Raw genomic sequence first — 16,441 nt, 5'->3', positions numbered from 1 at the left:
GTGTGACTCCTATAACGCTGGATTGGGTGTAGCGACCATTTGCCATCTGTGCGGGTCGCCCTAATGCAACGGTGGCTGCACGGATGTGGACGCGGCGTGCGCTTGCGCATCCCAGAACGTACAGCGATGACGTTGCACGAAGTCGGGCGTTGCCCCGATCCTGCCCGGCGACAACGTCAACGGCGTGTCGCCATCGAAGCGCGGCCACGGCGGCCGGCCGCCACCATTCGGATCGCCGGTGCGCGCAAACGCGCCCCAGTAATCCTGCAAGGTATCGGCAAGCGCCTGCTGCGCCGGGCTGAACTGCGGCTCGCCACTGAGCACCCACGGGCGCTGGAACAGATACACCAGTTCGGAGGCGTGATAGGCGCCCAGTGGCTGCGAAAACGGCAAGCGCAACAAACCGTACGGCGCCTGCGGGTCGTCGAACTCGTATGCATAGACCGCTGTGTGATCGCGCAACGCCCGGCCTAGCCGACGCGTGGGGCAGGCGAAGCCACCATCGGTGACGATGTCGGCATACGCGTGCCAGCGCGATTGCGCAGCGACATCTGCGTAGTGCGTCATGATCGCTGTCGGTTCGGTATGCATGCGTTGCACGCGCGCCTCATAGCCGCTGCGCAACGTGAGTGCGCCGAAATAGGACAGCAGTTGCGCGAACAGGCGCCCTTCGTCGCGATTGTTGCCGATCAGCACCGGCACCTGCGCGTGCTGCCCATTGGCGATCGCCTCGGCAGGCGGTAATGGCAAGACGTCGCCACCAGACATCGGCGCCCACGCATCGCTGCCGGTCAAGCCACGTCGCTGGGGTTTTGCATCGGCCAATGCGTCGGCAGGGAGCGCGCGCAGGCACGCGGCAACCTCGCTTGCACGCTCGCAGCCAAGCGTCTTTGCCATGCGCACGCCACCACGTTCGGCCTCGCTGCGCGGCACGCTGGAATCGCTCGCAAGACAACTGCCACTTTGCAGGATCGCACGTTGAAACAGACTCGCCGCGCCCGGTGAAGCGAGCTGATAACAGATGCTCCATGCGCCGGCCGATTCGCCGAACACGGTGACGTTGTGCGCATCGCCATCAAAGGCGGCGATATTGCGCTGCACCCAGTGCAATGCCGCCTGTTGATCGAGCAACGCGTACGCACCTTCGCCTTCACCACCCAACGCGGGATGCGCATAAAAACCAAACACCCCCAGCCGATAATTGGGCGCCACCACAATGACGTTCTGCCGGGCTGCCAACGCACTCAGGTCGTAGTCGACATTGCTGCCCAACTCCAGCGCGCCGCCATAGATCCACACCATCACCGCGCGCGGATGCGCCGGCGCCGGCCCGGGTGGTGCATAGACGTTGAGGGTGAGGCAATCCTCGGACACCTGCTTTTGCCCGAAGCGATGACGCGGCAGGCACGCCGGCCCGGCCTGCGTGGCATCGCGGACTCCCTTCCAGGCTGGCGCAGCTTGTGGCGCGCGGAAGCGCAACGCACCCACCGGCGGCGCGGCGAATGGCACGCCCAGAAACACCCGCCCTTGCGCACTACGCACGCCGCGTAGCGCACCGGCATCGGTCTGCACTACATCGGCGCGTGCATCGGCCGCATGCACCAGCGCCGGCACCTCGCCAGGGCGGCGCGGCGCGCAAGCAGTCAACGCCAGGCCTGCAAGCAGCAGGCAGGCCAGCTTGCGTCTCAATGAGCGTCTGTCGAGCTTGATCACTGTCTGTTGTGTCCTATCTCAGACGCACATCATCGCGAGTGCACGTGTAGGGAAGGAAAACGAGGAGGCTGCCTGACGAGTGGAGTGATGTCAGCAATGGCAGTGACATTGGTCGGATCGAAGAACTCTGATCGGACGCGCCGTTATCCGAGCAATGCACGTCATGCAGTGCTTGCAATCATGCACACCGCCCATTCCGACCATTCCGACAGGTCCTTGCCCGCTAAAAACGAAAAACCCAGCCCGGGATTCCCTGGGCTGGGTTTCGATGCCACACGTAAACGCGAAAGGGCAGCGCTTACGCCTCCACATCATCCTTGTACGCATCCACCGGGATGCAGGCGCACATCACGTTCTTGTCGCCGTAGACGTTGTCCACGCGCGCCACCGGCGGCCAGTACTTCTGCTGCTTGAGGCTGGGCAGCGGGAAGGCGGCCAGTTCGCGCGGGTAGGCGTGGGTCCACTCACTGGCCGACACCTGCGTGGCGGTATGCGGGGCGTGTTTGAGCGGGTTGTCCTCGCGGTCCAGGCGGCCGTCTTCGATGGCGCGGATCTCGTCGCGGATCTGGATCATCGCGTCGATGAAGCGGTCCAGTTCGTGCTGCGATTCGCTTTCGGTCGGTTCCACCATCAGCGTGCCGGCAACCGGGAAGCTCAACGTCGGTGCGTGGAAGCCGAAGTCGATCAGGCGCTTGGCGATGTCTTCGGCGCCGATGCCGCTGGTCTTCTCCAGCGGGCGGATGTCGAGGATGCACTCGTGCGCAACCAGGCCGTTACGGCCGGTGTACAGCGTCTTGTAGTGCGGCGCCAGGCGCTTGGCGATGTAGTTGGCGTTGAGCAATGCCACCTGCGTGGCCTTGCGCAACCCACCGCTGCCCATCATGGTCACGTACATCCAGCTGATCGGCAGGATGGAGGCGGAGCCGTAGCTGGCCGCGCTGACCATGCCGACATCGCCTTCGCCGCCCAGCGTCTTGGGCAGATAGGGCGCCAGATGCGACTTCACTGCACACGGGCCCACGCCCGGGCCACCGCCGCCATGCGGAATGCAGAAGGTCTTGTGCAGGTTGAGGTGAGAGACGTCCGAGCCCCACTTGCCGGGCTTGGCCACACCGACCAGGGCATTCATGTTGGCGCCGTCGGTGTAGACCTGGCCGCCATGCGCGTGCACCGCTTCGCAGATCGCCACCACGTCTTCTTCGAACACGCCATGGGTGGACGGGTAGGTGATCATCAACGCGGCCAGGCGCCCGGAATACTTTTCCGCCTTGGCGCGGATGTCTTCGACATCGACATTGCCATTGGCATCGCACTTGGTCACGACGACCGTCATGCCACACATCTGCGCGGAAGCCGGGTTGGTGCCGTGCGCGGATTCGGGAATCAGGCAGATATCGCGATGCGCCTCACCACGCGCGCGGTGGTAGGCCCGGATCGCCAGCAGGCCGGCGTATTCGCCCTGCGCGCCGGAATTGGGCTGCAGGCTCACCGCGTCGTAGCCGGTGCATTCGACCAGCATCGCTTCCAGCTCGTCGATCAACTGCGCATAACCGGCCGACTGCTCGGCCGGTGCCAGCGGATGGATCGCGCCGAACTCGGGCCAGGTCACCGGGATCATTTCGGCAGTGGCGTTGAGCTTCATGGTGCAGCTGCCCAGCGGGATCATGGTGCGATCCATCGCCAGATCCTTGTCTGCCAGCGAGCGCATGTAGCGCAGCAGTTCGTGTTCGCTGTGGTGGGTGTTGAATACCGGGTGGGTCAGGAAGGCGCTGCTGCGCAGCAGCCCTGTCGGCAATGCGTCGGCGGTGGCGGCATCGAGTGCATTCACATCTGCCTGCGCGCCGAACAACGCGGCCAGTGCGACCACGTCGGCGCGCGTGCTGGTTTCATCCAGGCTGATGCCGACCGCTTCGCTATCGATCGCGCGCAGGTTGATGCCGGCTGCACGGGCCTTGGCGTGGATGGCATCGGCATCGATCGCCTTGACGTGCAGGGTGTCGAAGAAACGCTCGCCCACGTTGACGCCGGCGCCGCGCAATGCAGCGGCCAGGATCGCGGCCAGACGATGCGTGCGGCGGGCGATGCGGGTCAGGCCCTCGGGGCCGTGGTAGACCACGTACATCGAGGCCATCACCGCCAGCAGCACCTGCGCGGTGCAGATGTTGGAGGTGGCTTTCTCGCGGCGGATATGTTGTTCGCGCGTCTGCAGCGTCAAACGGTAGGCAGGATTGCCGGCGGCATCGATCGACACGCCGATCAACCGGCCCGGCATCGAGCGCTTGTAGGCATCGCGGCAGGCCATGAAGGCCGCATGCGGACCACCGAAACCGAACGGCACGCCGAAGCGCTGCGAGTTGCCGACCACGATATCGGCGCCCCATTCGCCGGGTGCGGCGATCAGGGTCAGTGCGAGCAGATCGGTAGCCACTGCCACCAATCCGCCTTGCGCATGCACGGCATCGGCCAATGCGGCGTGGTCGCCGATGTGACCGAAGCTGTCCGGGTACTGCAGCAGCACGCCGAAGCACTCGGCCTGCAAGGCTTCTTCCGGCGTGCCGACGCGCAGCACGATGCCCAGCGGCTCGGCGCGGGTGCGCAGCAGTTCCAGCGTTTGCGGATGCACCGCGTCGTGCACGAAGAAGGTGTCCGACTTCGACTTGGCCGAGCGCTTGGCCAGCGTCATCGCTTCGGCTGCGGCGGTGGCTTCGTCCAGCAGCGAGGCGTTGGCGATCTGCATACCGGTGAGATCTGCGCACAGGGTCTGGAAGTTGATCAACGCTTCCATGCGGCCCTGCGAAATCTCTGCCTGGTACGGCGTGTAGGCGGTGTACCAGGCCGGGTTTTCCAGGATGTTGCGCAGGATCACCTTGGGCGTATGGGTGCCGTAATAGCCCTGGCCGATAAAGGTGCGCTGCACCTGATTCTTGCTGGCGATGGCGCGGATCTTGGCCAGCGCTTCTTCTTCGGTGATCGCCTCGGGCAGCGCCAGCGCTGCAGGCGATTTGATGTTGCCGGGCACGATGGCGTCGGTCAGCGCATCCAGCGAGGCGTGGCCGACCACGCCCAGCATCTGTGCGATTTCTGCGTCGTTGGGGCCGATATGGCGTTCGACGAACGCGCTGTGGTGTTCGAGGTCGCGCAGGGAAGACGTGGTCTGGGACATGGCGGGCATCCGGGGCAGGGGCAGACGAATGGTCGACAAGCACCACGACCGGTGTGACGCGCACAGCGCATCACCTCCTGTCGCAGCGAGAGTCTTCCTCGCGCCCCTCTGTCCTTTTGCCTGAGAGTTTAAAAACGCGGCGTGGCGCTTGGCCTGCCTGCGTTCCGTGCCCCTTCGGCGCCGGCATCGGCCGGTCTCTCCAGAGTTGTACTGCGGATGGTATCGGGCCTGAGCGATTACGGGCTGTTGCGCCTTCGGCAGCGGCAGTGCCGCTTCTCCCACCGTGTTGCGGGCCGATTATAGCGTGCGTCCACGCCACCGGGCGCACCCGCCGCGCCTGCCGCGTCACGGCTGTTGTGCTTGGGTCCGCTTAACCTTGCAACGGCGAGCGCCTATCATCGTCGCCCTTATGCTCATCCCGGCGCCGCGACTCGCGGATGCTGGTGTGTGTCCCCGATGCACCACGTTTCGGACTCCTGCATGACCCCCACCACGCCTTCCACCCGTCGCATGGCGCTGCTGCTCGCCGGGTTGGCGATGTTCGGCCCTTTTTCCATCGACACCATCTTCCCGGCGTTTTCGCGGCTCAGCCGCAGCCTGGCGGTGGACGAGGTGGCAATCCAGCAGACCATCAGCGTCTATCTGCTCGCCTACGGGGTGATGAGCATTGCGCACGGGCCGCTGTCCGATGCGTGGGGCCGCAAGCGGGTGATCCTGGGCGGGCTGGTGCTGTTCATCGCCGGCTCGGTGGGCTGTGCGCTGTCACAGGATCTGCCCACCTTGCTGGCGTTCCGTGCGTTGCAGGGGCTGTCGGCCGGTGTGGGCATGATCGTCGGCCGGGCGGTGATCCGCGATCTGTTCCACGGCGCGGACGCGCAACGCCTAATGAGCCAGGTGTCGATGATCTTCGGCATTGCGCCGGCGATTGCGCCGATCATCGGTGGCTGGATCCTGCTCAGCGGCGCGGGCTGGCCGCTGATCTTCTGGTTTCTGGTGGCGTTCGGGCTGGTGCTGCTGATTGCGACGATGACCTGGCTGCCGGAGACCCATCCGGTCGAGGCGCGCACGCCGCTGCAGCTGCGCCGCTTGATGCACGATTACGTGCGGATCGGCTTCAACCCCCGCTTCCAGCGCCTGGCCGCGGCCGGTGCGTTCAACTTCGCCGGTATCTTTTTGTACATCGCCTCGGCGCCGGTGCTGATCATGCGCCACCTGCACATGGGCGAGGGCGACTTCGCCTGGTTGTTCATCCCCACCATCGGCGGCATGACGCTGGGCTCGTTCCTGTCCGGGCGCATGGCCGGCAGCATGGACCCGGTGCGGCAGATCCGTATCGGCTTCATCTGCTGCGGCGTGGCGGCGCTGGCCAATCTTGGCTACACCTTGTCGGTGGCGCAGATCAGCCTGCCGTGGGCGGTGCTGCCGATCTTCCTGGCCGGCATGGGCATGGCCCTGATTTTCCCGATCCTGGCGCTGGCGGTGCTGGACATGTACCCGCATCAGCGCGGCCTGGCCTCTTCGCTGCAGGCCTTCACCCAGCTGATGACCAATACACTGGTGGCCGGGGTGCTGTCGCCGCTGCTGAGTGAACACCCGCGCCATCTGGCGATCGGCATGACCGGTTTTTTCTTGCTGGGCTGGCTATTCTGGCGCTGGGAGCGCCGCAGCGGCCGCCGTCTGCGCCGCCGCCAGGCCGAAGAGGCACTGCCTCTGGAGCCGGCCGACCACCTCTGACCTCACAGGAGCCTGCATGTCCACCGATTCCAAGCTGCGCCGCGACGCCCGCAAGCGCGCCGCCGAGCGCCAGCGCAACCAGGCGGCCGCCAAGGTCACTGCCGATTCGCCGATCGAAGCGCATGCCGAACTGCGCGACCAGCAACGCACGCTGCTTGCCGGCATTGTCCGCCGCGACGGCGAATGGGTGCTGGGCATGGACGGCCGTATCGTCGGCGAGAGCACCAGCGCCGCGCAGGTCCTGGCCCTGATCATGCGCGCGGCCGAACTGCACGAACGCCAGGGCACGCCGGTGCGGCTGACCTATTCGGATGCGCTCAAGGATGCCGCGCATGCCGAGGCCGCTGCCGACGGCAGGGATTTCGAGGCATTCCGGATCGAGTTCTCGCAGAAGCTGGCGCCGACGCGTACGCACTGATGCGTGCGGGTGATGGGCCAGCGATGGGCCAGCGCGGATGTACTCATCGATGCAGGCAATGACGGCCGCCTGACGGTCGCCTCTTGAGGTGCAGCTGTACCGGTGGCCAGGGCCATCGATGCAACGCCTGACGCAGCGCCGAGCTACGTCAGGCCGGAGCGGTTGCTCTCGTTGTCGCCCCATCCGGCAGCCCAGCTGGCGCTGCCGGATGGTCTTCGGGAATAACCGCAGGTGTCAGCGCGAAGGCGCGTGCGGCGACGGTTCCTGTTGCGGCGCCTGCTCGCGTGCGGTGGCGTGGCGGTCTTGCTCGGCCTGTACGGCCTGCAAGCGCTGCATGCTGCTCTCCAGCGGCGTTTGCTGCGCGGCCTGGGCATCGAAGCTTGCGCGCAGGTGCGCGGGCGAATCGAGCGCTCCCTCGACGACGAAGCCCCGGGCCGGGTCATGGCCGAGCACCACGTGGTCCACGCGCTGTAGCCCATGTTCGCGCGCGGTGACAAGGGCTCCCATTGCCAGGCGCTCGCTGTCCGCATCGGGCACGCGGCCGCGCGCGGTCTCCAGTTGCTCTACCGCTGCGGTGCATTGCTTCAGCAGCGCATGGTCCGGATTGGCCGGATGGCGCGGATCCGAAGCCGCGGTTGTCGCAGGCGCCTGGCGCGGCAGCGCTTCGGTGTCGATGCGCTGCAACTGGCCGTCGTATTTTCCATCGGCGCCGTCGGCAATGCGCTGCAGCCGCTCGACGAACGCATAAGGCTCGCCGCCCACATTGCGGGCCATTGCGATCGCGAAGTGTTCGGGCGACTGCGGCGGGGCGTTGCGGTCGCCGACCAGCGAGCTCAGCGAGCTGCCGCCGATCTTGCTGGCCTCGACGCTGGCCTGGGTCTGCTCCATCAGCGCCTGCATCTGCACCTCGCTGAATGCCAGCGTGGTCTTCTGCCCCGGCTTGATCGCACCGGTGCCCACCATCTCGCCGCTCAGCGCGCTGTTGAGATTCTGCGCGATCGCCTTTTCCTCGCTGGCCTCGTTGCGGCCACCCAGGCGCTGCATCAGCCCGGGCGCGGCGACATCGCCGTCGATCTCGAAGCGGTAGCTGCGTTCCTGCACGCGTTCGGTCTCGTTGCCGTCGTACTGGCGCACGATCGTCAGCGGCACGTTGCCGCCGTATTGCAGCTGCTGCACGACGGTGTAGCCGTCCTGGCCCGGTGTACTGATGCGCACCTGGCTGCCTTCGTTGCGGTTGCCGGCCAGATCGGCACTGAGCGGGCCCAATTCCAGCTGCAGACGCTGCTGCGAGCTGAAACTGATCCGCTCCACCGTCTGTAGCTCATCGACGCCCGGCACGCCCGGTGCAATCTTGCCCTCGCGCACGAAGTCGCCGATGGCCGCGAGCGCACGCGGATCGGCGAGGTCGAACTGCGCGCTGTGCACCTGCGACTGGCCCAGCGCGTCGGCACGCCCAAGCAGGGCCTGCGCCGGTCCCACCTTGACGCCAACCGCGTTCACTGCCTCGATGGCTGCGTTAGGCCCGGTCACCACACGCACGTGGCGCTCGTCCACGCGCTCGATCAGGTAGCTGCGGCCGCTGGCTTCGGTGATCTCGCTCTGCATGCTGAGGTGTTGCAGACTCGCCGAGGCGTCGCGCTGGGTGTAGGTCTGCGTGTCCATCACCGCGCGTGCGCCGATCGGCAGGCTCTCCGGCTGCAGCGGATTGACGCGGGTGGCAGCCTCTGCAGGCTGGTCGACACCGGGCAGCGTCAGTGAATAGCGCATGCGCTGCCCGGCACTGACGCTTGCTTCGATGTTCAACTTGCCGTCGCCGAGCTTGGTCTGCAGGCTTTGCTGCTGGCCGGTGCGCGCGTCGGCCTCGAGGTTGAAGGTGGTGGTCTTGGCGTCGGCATCGCTGAGCTTGCCCAGGCCTAGCGCGCTGCTGGTGCGCAGGCTGTTCTCGCCCAAGGCCTGGGTTTTACTGCCGTTGCTCTGCTCGCTGGTTTGCGAAGACTTGACCGAGTGTTCTGCAAGGTTGACCTCCGTGGTGTTGCCACCCACTTCCACCGAGAATTCGCTGTTCTTGCTGCTGTAGATGGGGTCGAACGCTTGATCGTTTGCGTCGTCGATGACCTGCTTGTTGCGGTCCGCGTTGTGCGGGTCCGGGCCGGTTGAGGCGTTGCTCATTCGTATGCTTCCTGCATGCTGCGCCTGTGCAGCGGGCGCGCAGTATATCGCCAGCGTTTTCGGTGTTTATCAAATGAATGTTATGCGGTAGCCAGGATCCGGCAAGCGCATGCCGCAGGGTAGGGCGCGCGTCAGCGCGTTGCGGCAGGCGCAGGCGCGTTGGCGGCGGCAGCGGGAGCAGTTGCTTGCCAGCCACATAATTGCCCCTGATTCTGCTGCTTCAACCACTCGTTCATCGGTGCGAAATATTCCAGCATCGGGCCGGCATCCAGGCGGTCGCTGCCGGTGAGTTCCTTCAACGTGGTCTGCCACGGTTGGCTGGAGCCACGCTGCAACATCGACCAGAATTTCTGCCCGGCGTCCTTGTTGCCGTAAAAGCTACATTCGTACAGCGGCCCCTGATGGCCGGCGGCTTCGCACAGGCCCTTGTAGAACTGGAACTGCAGGATGTGCGCGAGAAAATAACGTGTGTACGGCGTATTGCCGGGCACATGGTACTTGGCGCCGGCATCGAAGAACTCTTCGCCGCGCGCGCTTGCCGGCGCGACGCCCTGGTACTTGGCCTTGAGTTCCCACCAGGCCTGGTTGTAATGCTCGGGCGTGATCGAGCCATCGAACACACCCCAGCGCCAGCGGTCGATCATCAAGCCGAACGGCAAGAAGGCGACCTTGCTCAGCGCCATGCGCATCTGCGAATTGATCAGCGCCTCGCGGCCGGTTTGCTGTTCGCCCACCATGCCGATCGACTGCAGATACTTGGGCGTCATCGCCAGCACGATGGTGTCGCCGATCGCTTCGTGGAAACCATCGTTGGCGCCATTCTGAAACAGCGGCGGCAGCGGGTTATAGGCCAGGTCGTAATAGATGTGGCCAAGCTCGTGATAGATGGTGGTGAAGTCTTCTTCGGTCGGGTTGATGCACATCTTGGTACGCACGTCCGCGCCGATGTTCTGGTTTGCCTCGCCGCCCATGTTCATGTCCCACGCGCTGGCGTGACAGACTACGTCGCGATCCAGCGGTTTGATGAACTGCGAGCGTTGCCAATAGGTGTCGGGAAGTTTGGGCATGCCGAGCGAGGTGTAGAACTCCTGCGCGCGTTCGGTCATCTGTTTTGCGGTGCGCAGTTGCGCTTCGCGTTCGGCCTGGAAGCGTGCGCCGCTACCGCCTTCGCCGGTATTGGCTACGTTGCGTGCCAGCACCGCGCTCAGATTGCCCTGGTATTGTTTTTCCAGCGCAGCGGTGATGTCCAGATCGCCGGCGCCCGGATACGGTTGCAGCAGATCCCACAGGTTGCTCCAGTCCTGCTGCCACATGTTGCCCATCAGATGCGCGGGCAACATGCCGCCGGCGACCTCGCCCTTGTCCTTGCCATACTGCGTATCGAGCTTGCCGCGTGCGTAGCATTGCAGTTGCGCGTACAGCGGTTTGACCTGCTCCCACAGACGGTCGGTTTCGCTGGCAAGCTGCGCTGGCGGCATGTCGTAACCACTGCGCCACAGCACACCCACATCGGCAAAGCCCAAGCCGCGCGCGCCCTCGTTAGCGAGCTCGACAAAGCGCTGGTAATCCTTGCGCATGGGTTGCGCGGTGGCGTGCCAACCTTGCCAGGCGTCGAGTTGTTCGTTGTAGTCGCGGCTGCGCGCCAACACTTGTTCCAGCTCGCCCAACTGGCGGCAGCGGCGCTGCTCGCCCTCGCCGATGCAGTAACGCGCCGCGCCGTAATCGCCTTCCATCTTGGCGGCAATCTGGGTCAGTTCGGCCAGTTTTGTCGGATCGCGTGGGGCGGGCAGGGCGCTCATCAATGTCAGTAATTTCAGCGCGCGCGCGCTGTCTGCCGACATCGGCAGGCCGGTGTATTGCTTGGATTGTTCGATCCAGCGATCCAGCTGCGCCAGCTGGCGTTCGTTGGCCTTGGCGGCCAGCAACTGCGAGTCGCCATTGATATAGGTCGACGACAGCCACTGCGCTGCGGTGAGCTCCGGATATGCGGCTTTGTATTCGGCGCTGATGCGCGCAACGAACTGGTCGGCGCTTTCGGCAGGCGCGGCCTTGGTGGCGGCGGGTTTGGCCGGCGGGGCCGCATCCTGGCGGCAGGCCGACAATGACAGGGTGCCGGCAGCGACAGTCAATGCCAGCAAAAGCAAACGAAGATTCACGGATTGTCCTTGCGGTGAAGTCCGACGAAGGCTAGAGCGCGCCGCGACTCAGGGCAAGCGGTGTCACCGTGCATGCGATGCGGATAGCTGCGAATCCATGTGTGGCGATTGGAGCAGCCAACAAAACTACTGGCTCACTGCCAGACGGGCGCGGCCTGTGCTCGGTGTGGGATGTATCACGCCGGCCTTGCGACTCTGAGCGCGTCGTCCACGCTTGCCTGCTCGTTGCTCGCGACGTTTTGTCAGCTACTTATCGATTACTAAGACAGTGAGATATTGGTTGTCTCGGAGTGCTTGGACAATTTGGATCGGTCACTTGTGGAGCGAAGATCTGCTGGTTTGCTGCAGGGCCCTTGCCCGCCCACCATCGCGGGACACGCCGCAAGTACGTCCGTGTAGGCTCTTACGCGGCATCCATGCCGCGTAAGGTCCCGCGACGGTGGGCGGGCAAGGACCAGTCGAGGTGGTCGGCGTGCATGGTTGCAAGCAGTGTATGACGCGCGTTTTTTGGATGACGGCGCGAATGAAGTCGCGTCCGATTAGTGTCGCAACGCGAACGAACAACAGGCAGGCTTTCAACGAAGCGACCTACGAACTTCCTGGTGCGGTGTCCTCGCCGATTGCGGGACCGTGTGGCGGCATGGATGCCGCCACCGAGCCTACATGGACGTACTTGCGGCGTGTCCCGCGAGCGGCGAGGGCACCGCACCCTCGACTAATTGCTTTGGGCTCTGGACTCGTCTATCCCTACGCGAACCAACGCGGCATGCGTGATCTTCTCACCGGTTCCGCCTTGGAAATATCAAAACCGCGTTCATCCTGCGCATTGTGCAAACAGATCGCGCTCGCGTGCATAGACACTGGTCTTGACCTGCATCAAACCCAGGATGGAGGGGAACAAGGCATCGTGATCGGTGTACTGACCGGCGCGGTGGCGCAGGCAGGTCTCATCCAGGCCGCGATCGCGCGCGAATTCCGGCGAGAACCACATCACCATCGGCACGTGGGTCTGTTCCTTGGGCGCGATCGCATACGGCACGCCATGCAGATACAGGCCTTTTTCGCCGAGTGATTCGCCGTGATCGGAGACGTAGATCATCGCGGTGTCGTAATCCTGCAAACCGCGCAGCGTGTGGATGGCCTGATCGAGAAAGTGATCGGTATAGCCGATGGAATTGTCGTAGGCGTTGACGATGTCCTGGCGGCTGCAGCTGCCCAGATCGGCGGTTTTGCAAACGGGTTTGAAGCGTTCGAATTGCGCCGGGTAGCGTTCGAAGTAACTCGGTCCATGGCTGCCCAGTTGATGCAGCACCACCACGCGATCGCCTGGCTTGGCGCGCACCTGTGCGGCCAGGTCGCTGAGCAGAATCTCGTCCATGCAGCGGCCGTCGGCACATAATCCCGGTGTGGTGGCATCGTCCAGCTTCTGAAGCTCCAGGCCATCGCACACGCCCTTGCAGCCAGACTGGTTGTCGCGCCACAGTGTGGAAATGCCGGCGTGATCGAGTACATGCAGCAGCGACTGATGGCCGCGGATCATGTCTTCGTTGTAATCGCGCCGGCCAAACGGCGAGAACATGCAGGGCACCGAGACTTCGGTGCTGGTGCCGCACGAATGCATGTCCGGGAAGTTGATCACCCCGGCCTGCGCCAACTCGGGCGTGGTCTGGCGGGCGTAACCATTAAGGCCCCAGTTCTGCGCACGCGCGGTTTCGCCCAGTACCACCAGTAGCAAACGTGGGCGGCTGCCGGCAGCCCGTGGCGTGGCCATAGCATCGTGTTCGATCGGCTGCTTGGGCGCGTGCTTGATCGGCGAATCGGATTTCAGGTTTTGTCGCAACGCCACGATGTAATTGATCGGCGTGGCCAGGTAACGCACCTCGCGGTGATTGCGCATCAACGCGGAAATATCCTGGAACGACAGCATGGTGCCGGCCGCGCCCACCACTGCCACTAGCAGCAGAAAGCCGGCGCGAATCGCCAGCGACTTGCCGGTGCTGCGTGCGCGCAACCGGGTGCGCCACAACAGCGTTGTGGGGATCAGGAAGTAGCACACTAGCGGCAGGATCAAGCCAGGGGTGAGCAGTTCGCGCGATTCCTTGTGGTCGGTATGCAGGACGTTGCGCAGCATGTCCGCATCCAGATAGACGTTGTAGCTGTCCATGTAATGCGCAGCCAATGCGGTGGTGAACAGCAGCACCGTCAGTAGCGGTTTCGCATTCCAGCGCCAGACCAGCAAGCCCAACAGCAATGCATGCACGGCCAGCAGCAGCGTCATCAACGAGATGGCAAATCCAATGCTGCCTGGATGCGTCGCCATCGCCGTGCGCCAGAACAGCTGGTTGCACACCAGGGCGAAAAACAGGCTCGACAGCAGGACCAGTGTCTCGGTCGATACGGTCGGCCGGGTACTCCAGGTCAGCGCACGCGGGCGCGCTTGCCCTTGCGGCTCCGGTAGCCAGGTACTCATGCTGCATCCCCCGATTGCAACATCAAACCACGCGCGCGATGCGGCCGAGCCAGCATCACGCAGTAAAGTGCCAGTGCGCTCACCCAACACACCGCCAACGACCACAGGTCGTGCGAGAGAAAATGCGCGCCGCGCAGTTGTTGTGCAATACCGAAAATGAGACCTGCTGCTAGACCTGCGAATAAACCTGTAAAGCGCCATGCGGGACGTAGAGACAGCGCACAAAAATACAGCGCCACCCACGCATAGCCGGCGCTTGCATGGCCGGCAGGAAAGCAACCGGACGCAGCAATGCCATGGCGCGATTCAAATAACCCGATCATTGCCTGCGTACCGCCATAACGGCTCAGATCCCAGGGGCAATCCATCGCTGTCCATGATTTAAGTAGCGACACCAGCGAGGTCGACAATGCGATCGATGCGGCGAGATACGTCAGCGGCCAACGCAATGCACGCATGCGTGGAGTAAGCCAAGCGGCCACAGCCAGCAGTAACACGCAAACTCCGGCGGTCGTGCTCAACCATTTGCCGGCGCGATGCACCACGCCGCTGGTAAACCAATGCTCCTTGAGCAGCCATTGCCCGCCTTCCAGGCGATACAGCACATCGGCAATCCACTGGTCGCCACCGGCGCCCATCAACAATGCGCTGAGCAACAGCACACCTGTCAGCGGCATCCATAGATGGCGAACAAAAAAACGCGCCCCCACATCAGGGGCGATGCGCACCAGAACTGGCGCATGGACGGGAAGCGTGCTCATCGGAATGTCGGTCTGTGTCATTGCCCGGCATCTTCGAAACCCGGATGTCGGAGAGCGGTCGGACCGGAGTTGCCCAGTCGTTAATCGACACCGAGCATTCAGTCTGTATCGCCATCGCTACCGGTTTGTTCGGTGTCGGACGCAGTGGCGATGCAACCGGCGTGCCACGCGGTGCCCGGCACCAGTTGCCATTGATTGCGATTGGATTCGCCGATATCGATGCGTTGCGCCTGATCGATACACGCCGGCACAGCCTGCTTGAGGACGAATAACCAACGTTTCTCCGGCGCATGTGCAAGCCACGGACCGGCCTTGTCCCATTGCTGCTGCCAAGACGTCTTGAAGCCGAAGTCGGTCACTGCCCGATCCGCCTGCAGCATGTTCTGCTCGCGCCAGGCCAGCATGCCGAGTTCGGCATCCGGGCCGATGCGTTGACCGACACGCTGCATCAATCGCGCGGCCGAGCTATAGGGATCCAATGCCGGCATCAAACCCAGGCCATACACGATCCACAGCGCTGCGGTCACCACCACCACCGCTGTGCCGGCGCGTTTGCCGCGCGACCATGCAAGCGCGGCAAACGCGACCATGCCCAGGGCGATCAACCAGACACCCACCGACTGCATCGAGGCCAGATCCATCCCGCGCTTGAGCGCCGTGTTTTCCGCCCAATGCAGATGCAGTGCGATCCCGATACCCAATGCCAGTGCGGCTACCGCAAGCAGCAGCACATAGCCGGTCAGCAATACGCCGATACCACGCTTGCGCAGCAGCCCGGCCAATAGCGGTGCGGCGGCAATGCACAACGCTGGCAGCATCGGAAAGATGTACACCTCACGCTTGCCCGGGCTTGCGCTGAAAAACACCAGCACCAACACGCTCCAGGCAAGCAGCAGCACATAGCGCGGATCGCCGCGCTGTAGTCGTCGCCACCAGGCCGGCAGCAGCCAGGGCAACAACAGGCAGCCGGGCAACCACAGCGTGGCGATCACCTGCAGGTAGTACCAGACCGGCTTCACGTGATGCCACGCGTGTGCGTAACGGGTGCCGGTCTGCTTGAACAACAACTCATGCGCGTACGCATGCAGCACCGGGTCGTTGCTTTGCAGGAGCGCGATGCAAAGCGGCCCCAGCCACACCGCAGTGCCGGCCAGAAACGCCGGCACTACCAACAACCAGCTGCGCCCTGCCTGCGCACGTGCTGGCAACACACTCCAGTGCTTGCGCGGCAGCGCCACCCACGGCAGCAACAGCAGCAGTGGCAAAAAGCCCACGCCTTTGGTCACCGTTCCCACGCCGGCCGCGAACACTCCCAGCGTCCACGCGCGCCAGTCCGGCCCGCGCAGCGGATGCCGCAGCATCCCCCACAACGACAGCGTGGTTAGCGCCACCAGCACCATGTCGATCTGCGCACGCTTGGCCATCAGGCCGAACTGCAGCACCGCAAACAACGCCAGCACCGCGTAGCGCGCTACGCGCCGATTCCATAACCGCCGGGTCAGGTCCCAGGTCAACCACAGCGTGGCGAGCGCGGCCAGTAGCGAAGGCAACAGAAAGGCGACCGGCCAGTGCGGCACCAGCTGATAACTGGCGGCCTGCAACCACATGAACACCGGTGGTTTTTCGGCATATAACTCGCTGCCGCGATGCGGCAGCAGCCACTGACCGGTCTCGACCATGCCGCGTGCGGCCAGCACAAAGCGCGGCTCGTCCGGCGGATTGGGCTGACGTAAGCCAAGGCCGGCCAGCAGGCTGACAACGATCAGCGCCAGCGCAACCAGCAGCATGCGTTGACGGGACACAGCGGCAGAGATGGCAGGCGACACGCGCACGCTCTGATGAAAGTGGCGAAACACT

The 16,441-nt window shown here is 64.2% G+C and carries 9 protein-coding genes and 1 riboswitch; of the genes, 2 read left to right on the top strand and 7 right to left on the bottom strand.

Annotation, left to right across the window (positions count from 1 at the left end; translation table 11 throughout):
- Positions 1-60 precede the first annotated feature (60 nt).
- Positions 61-1,689 (bottom strand): carboxylesterase/lipase family protein, encoded by a 1,629-nt coding sequence (locus NDY25_RS04205; protein ID WP_168957970.1) that lies wholly within the window; start codon positions 1,687-1,689, stop codon positions 61-63.
- Between the two features lie 322 nt (positions 1,690-2,011).
- The gene (gene gcvP, locus NDY25_RS04200; protein ID WP_256627789.1) at positions 2,012-4,885 is read right to left on the bottom strand and encodes an aminomethyl-transferring glycine dehydrogenase; all 2,874 of its coding nucleotides are present in this window, start codon (positions 4,883-4,885) and stop codon (positions 2,012-2,014) included.
- Positions 4,886-4,974: 89 nt separating this feature from the next.
- A riboswitch (glycine riboswitch) is annotated at positions 4,975-5,089 on the bottom strand.
- Positions 5,090-5,356: 267 nt separating this feature from the next.
- On the opposite strand from gcvP, the gene NDY25_RS04195 reads away from it, so the two are divergent.
- Both NDY25_RS04195 and NDY25_RS04190 read left to right on the top strand, forming a co-directional pair.
- Positions 5,357-6,610, top strand: a complete 1,254-nt coding sequence (locus NDY25_RS04195) for a multidrug effflux MFS transporter (RefSeq protein ID WP_168957968.1) — start codon at positions 5,357-5,359, stop codon at positions 6,608-6,610.
- A 16-nt stretch (positions 6,611-6,626) separates the two neighbouring features.
- Entirely contained in the window at positions 6,627-7,028 is a 402-nt protein-coding gene (locus NDY25_RS04190) for a hypothetical protein (protein WP_168957967.1), read from the top strand.
- A gap of 234 nt (positions 7,029-7,262) precedes the next feature.
- On the opposite strand, the gene NDY25_RS04185 is transcribed toward NDY25_RS04190, so the two are convergent.
- From NDY25_RS04185 to NDY25_RS04165, 5 genes are all read right to left on the bottom strand, one after another.
- Entirely contained in the window at positions 7,263-9,197 is a 1,935-nt protein-coding gene (locus NDY25_RS04185; RefSeq protein WP_168957966.1) for an XVIPCD domain-containing protein, read from the bottom strand.
- 131 nt (positions 9,198-9,328) lie between these two features.
- Positions 9,329-11,353 carry a M2 family metallopeptidase gene (locus tag NDY25_RS04180; protein WP_168957965.1) on the bottom strand — a complete coding sequence of 675 codons (2,025 nt, stop codon included), beginning with the start codon at positions 11,351-11,353 and terminating at the stop codon, positions 9,329-9,331.
- 814 nt (positions 11,354-12,167) lie between these two features.
- On the bottom strand, positions 12,168-13,823 hold the full coding sequence (locus NDY25_RS04175) for a phosphoethanolamine transferase (RefSeq protein WP_168957964.1): 1,656 nt from the start codon (positions 13,821-13,823) through the stop codon (positions 12,168-12,170).
- A complete protein-coding gene (locus NDY25_RS04170; protein ID WP_168958023.1) occupies positions 13,820-14,584 on the bottom strand; it encodes a phosphatase PAP2 family protein in 765 nt (254 codons plus the stop codon). Before NDY25_RS04170 ends, NDY25_RS04175 begins: the two co-directional genes overlap by 4 nt.
- A 98-nt stretch (positions 14,585-14,682) precedes the next feature.
- Positions 14,683-16,416 (bottom strand): ArnT family glycosyltransferase, encoded by a 1,734-nt coding sequence (locus NDY25_RS04165; protein WP_256627788.1) that lies wholly within the window; start codon positions 16,414-16,416, stop codon positions 14,683-14,685.
- Positions 16,417-16,441: the final 25 nt, after the last annotated feature.

Origin of the sequence: Xanthomonas hortorum pv. pelargonii, assembly GCF_024499015.1 — a bacterium.
In the GTDB taxonomy this organism is placed as follows: Bacteria; Pseudomonadota; Gammaproteobacteria; order Xanthomonadales; family Xanthomonadaceae; genus Xanthomonas; species Xanthomonas hortorum_B.
Note: the sequence above shows the minus strand (reverse complement) of the source record. Positions and strands in the feature narration are given on the sequence as shown.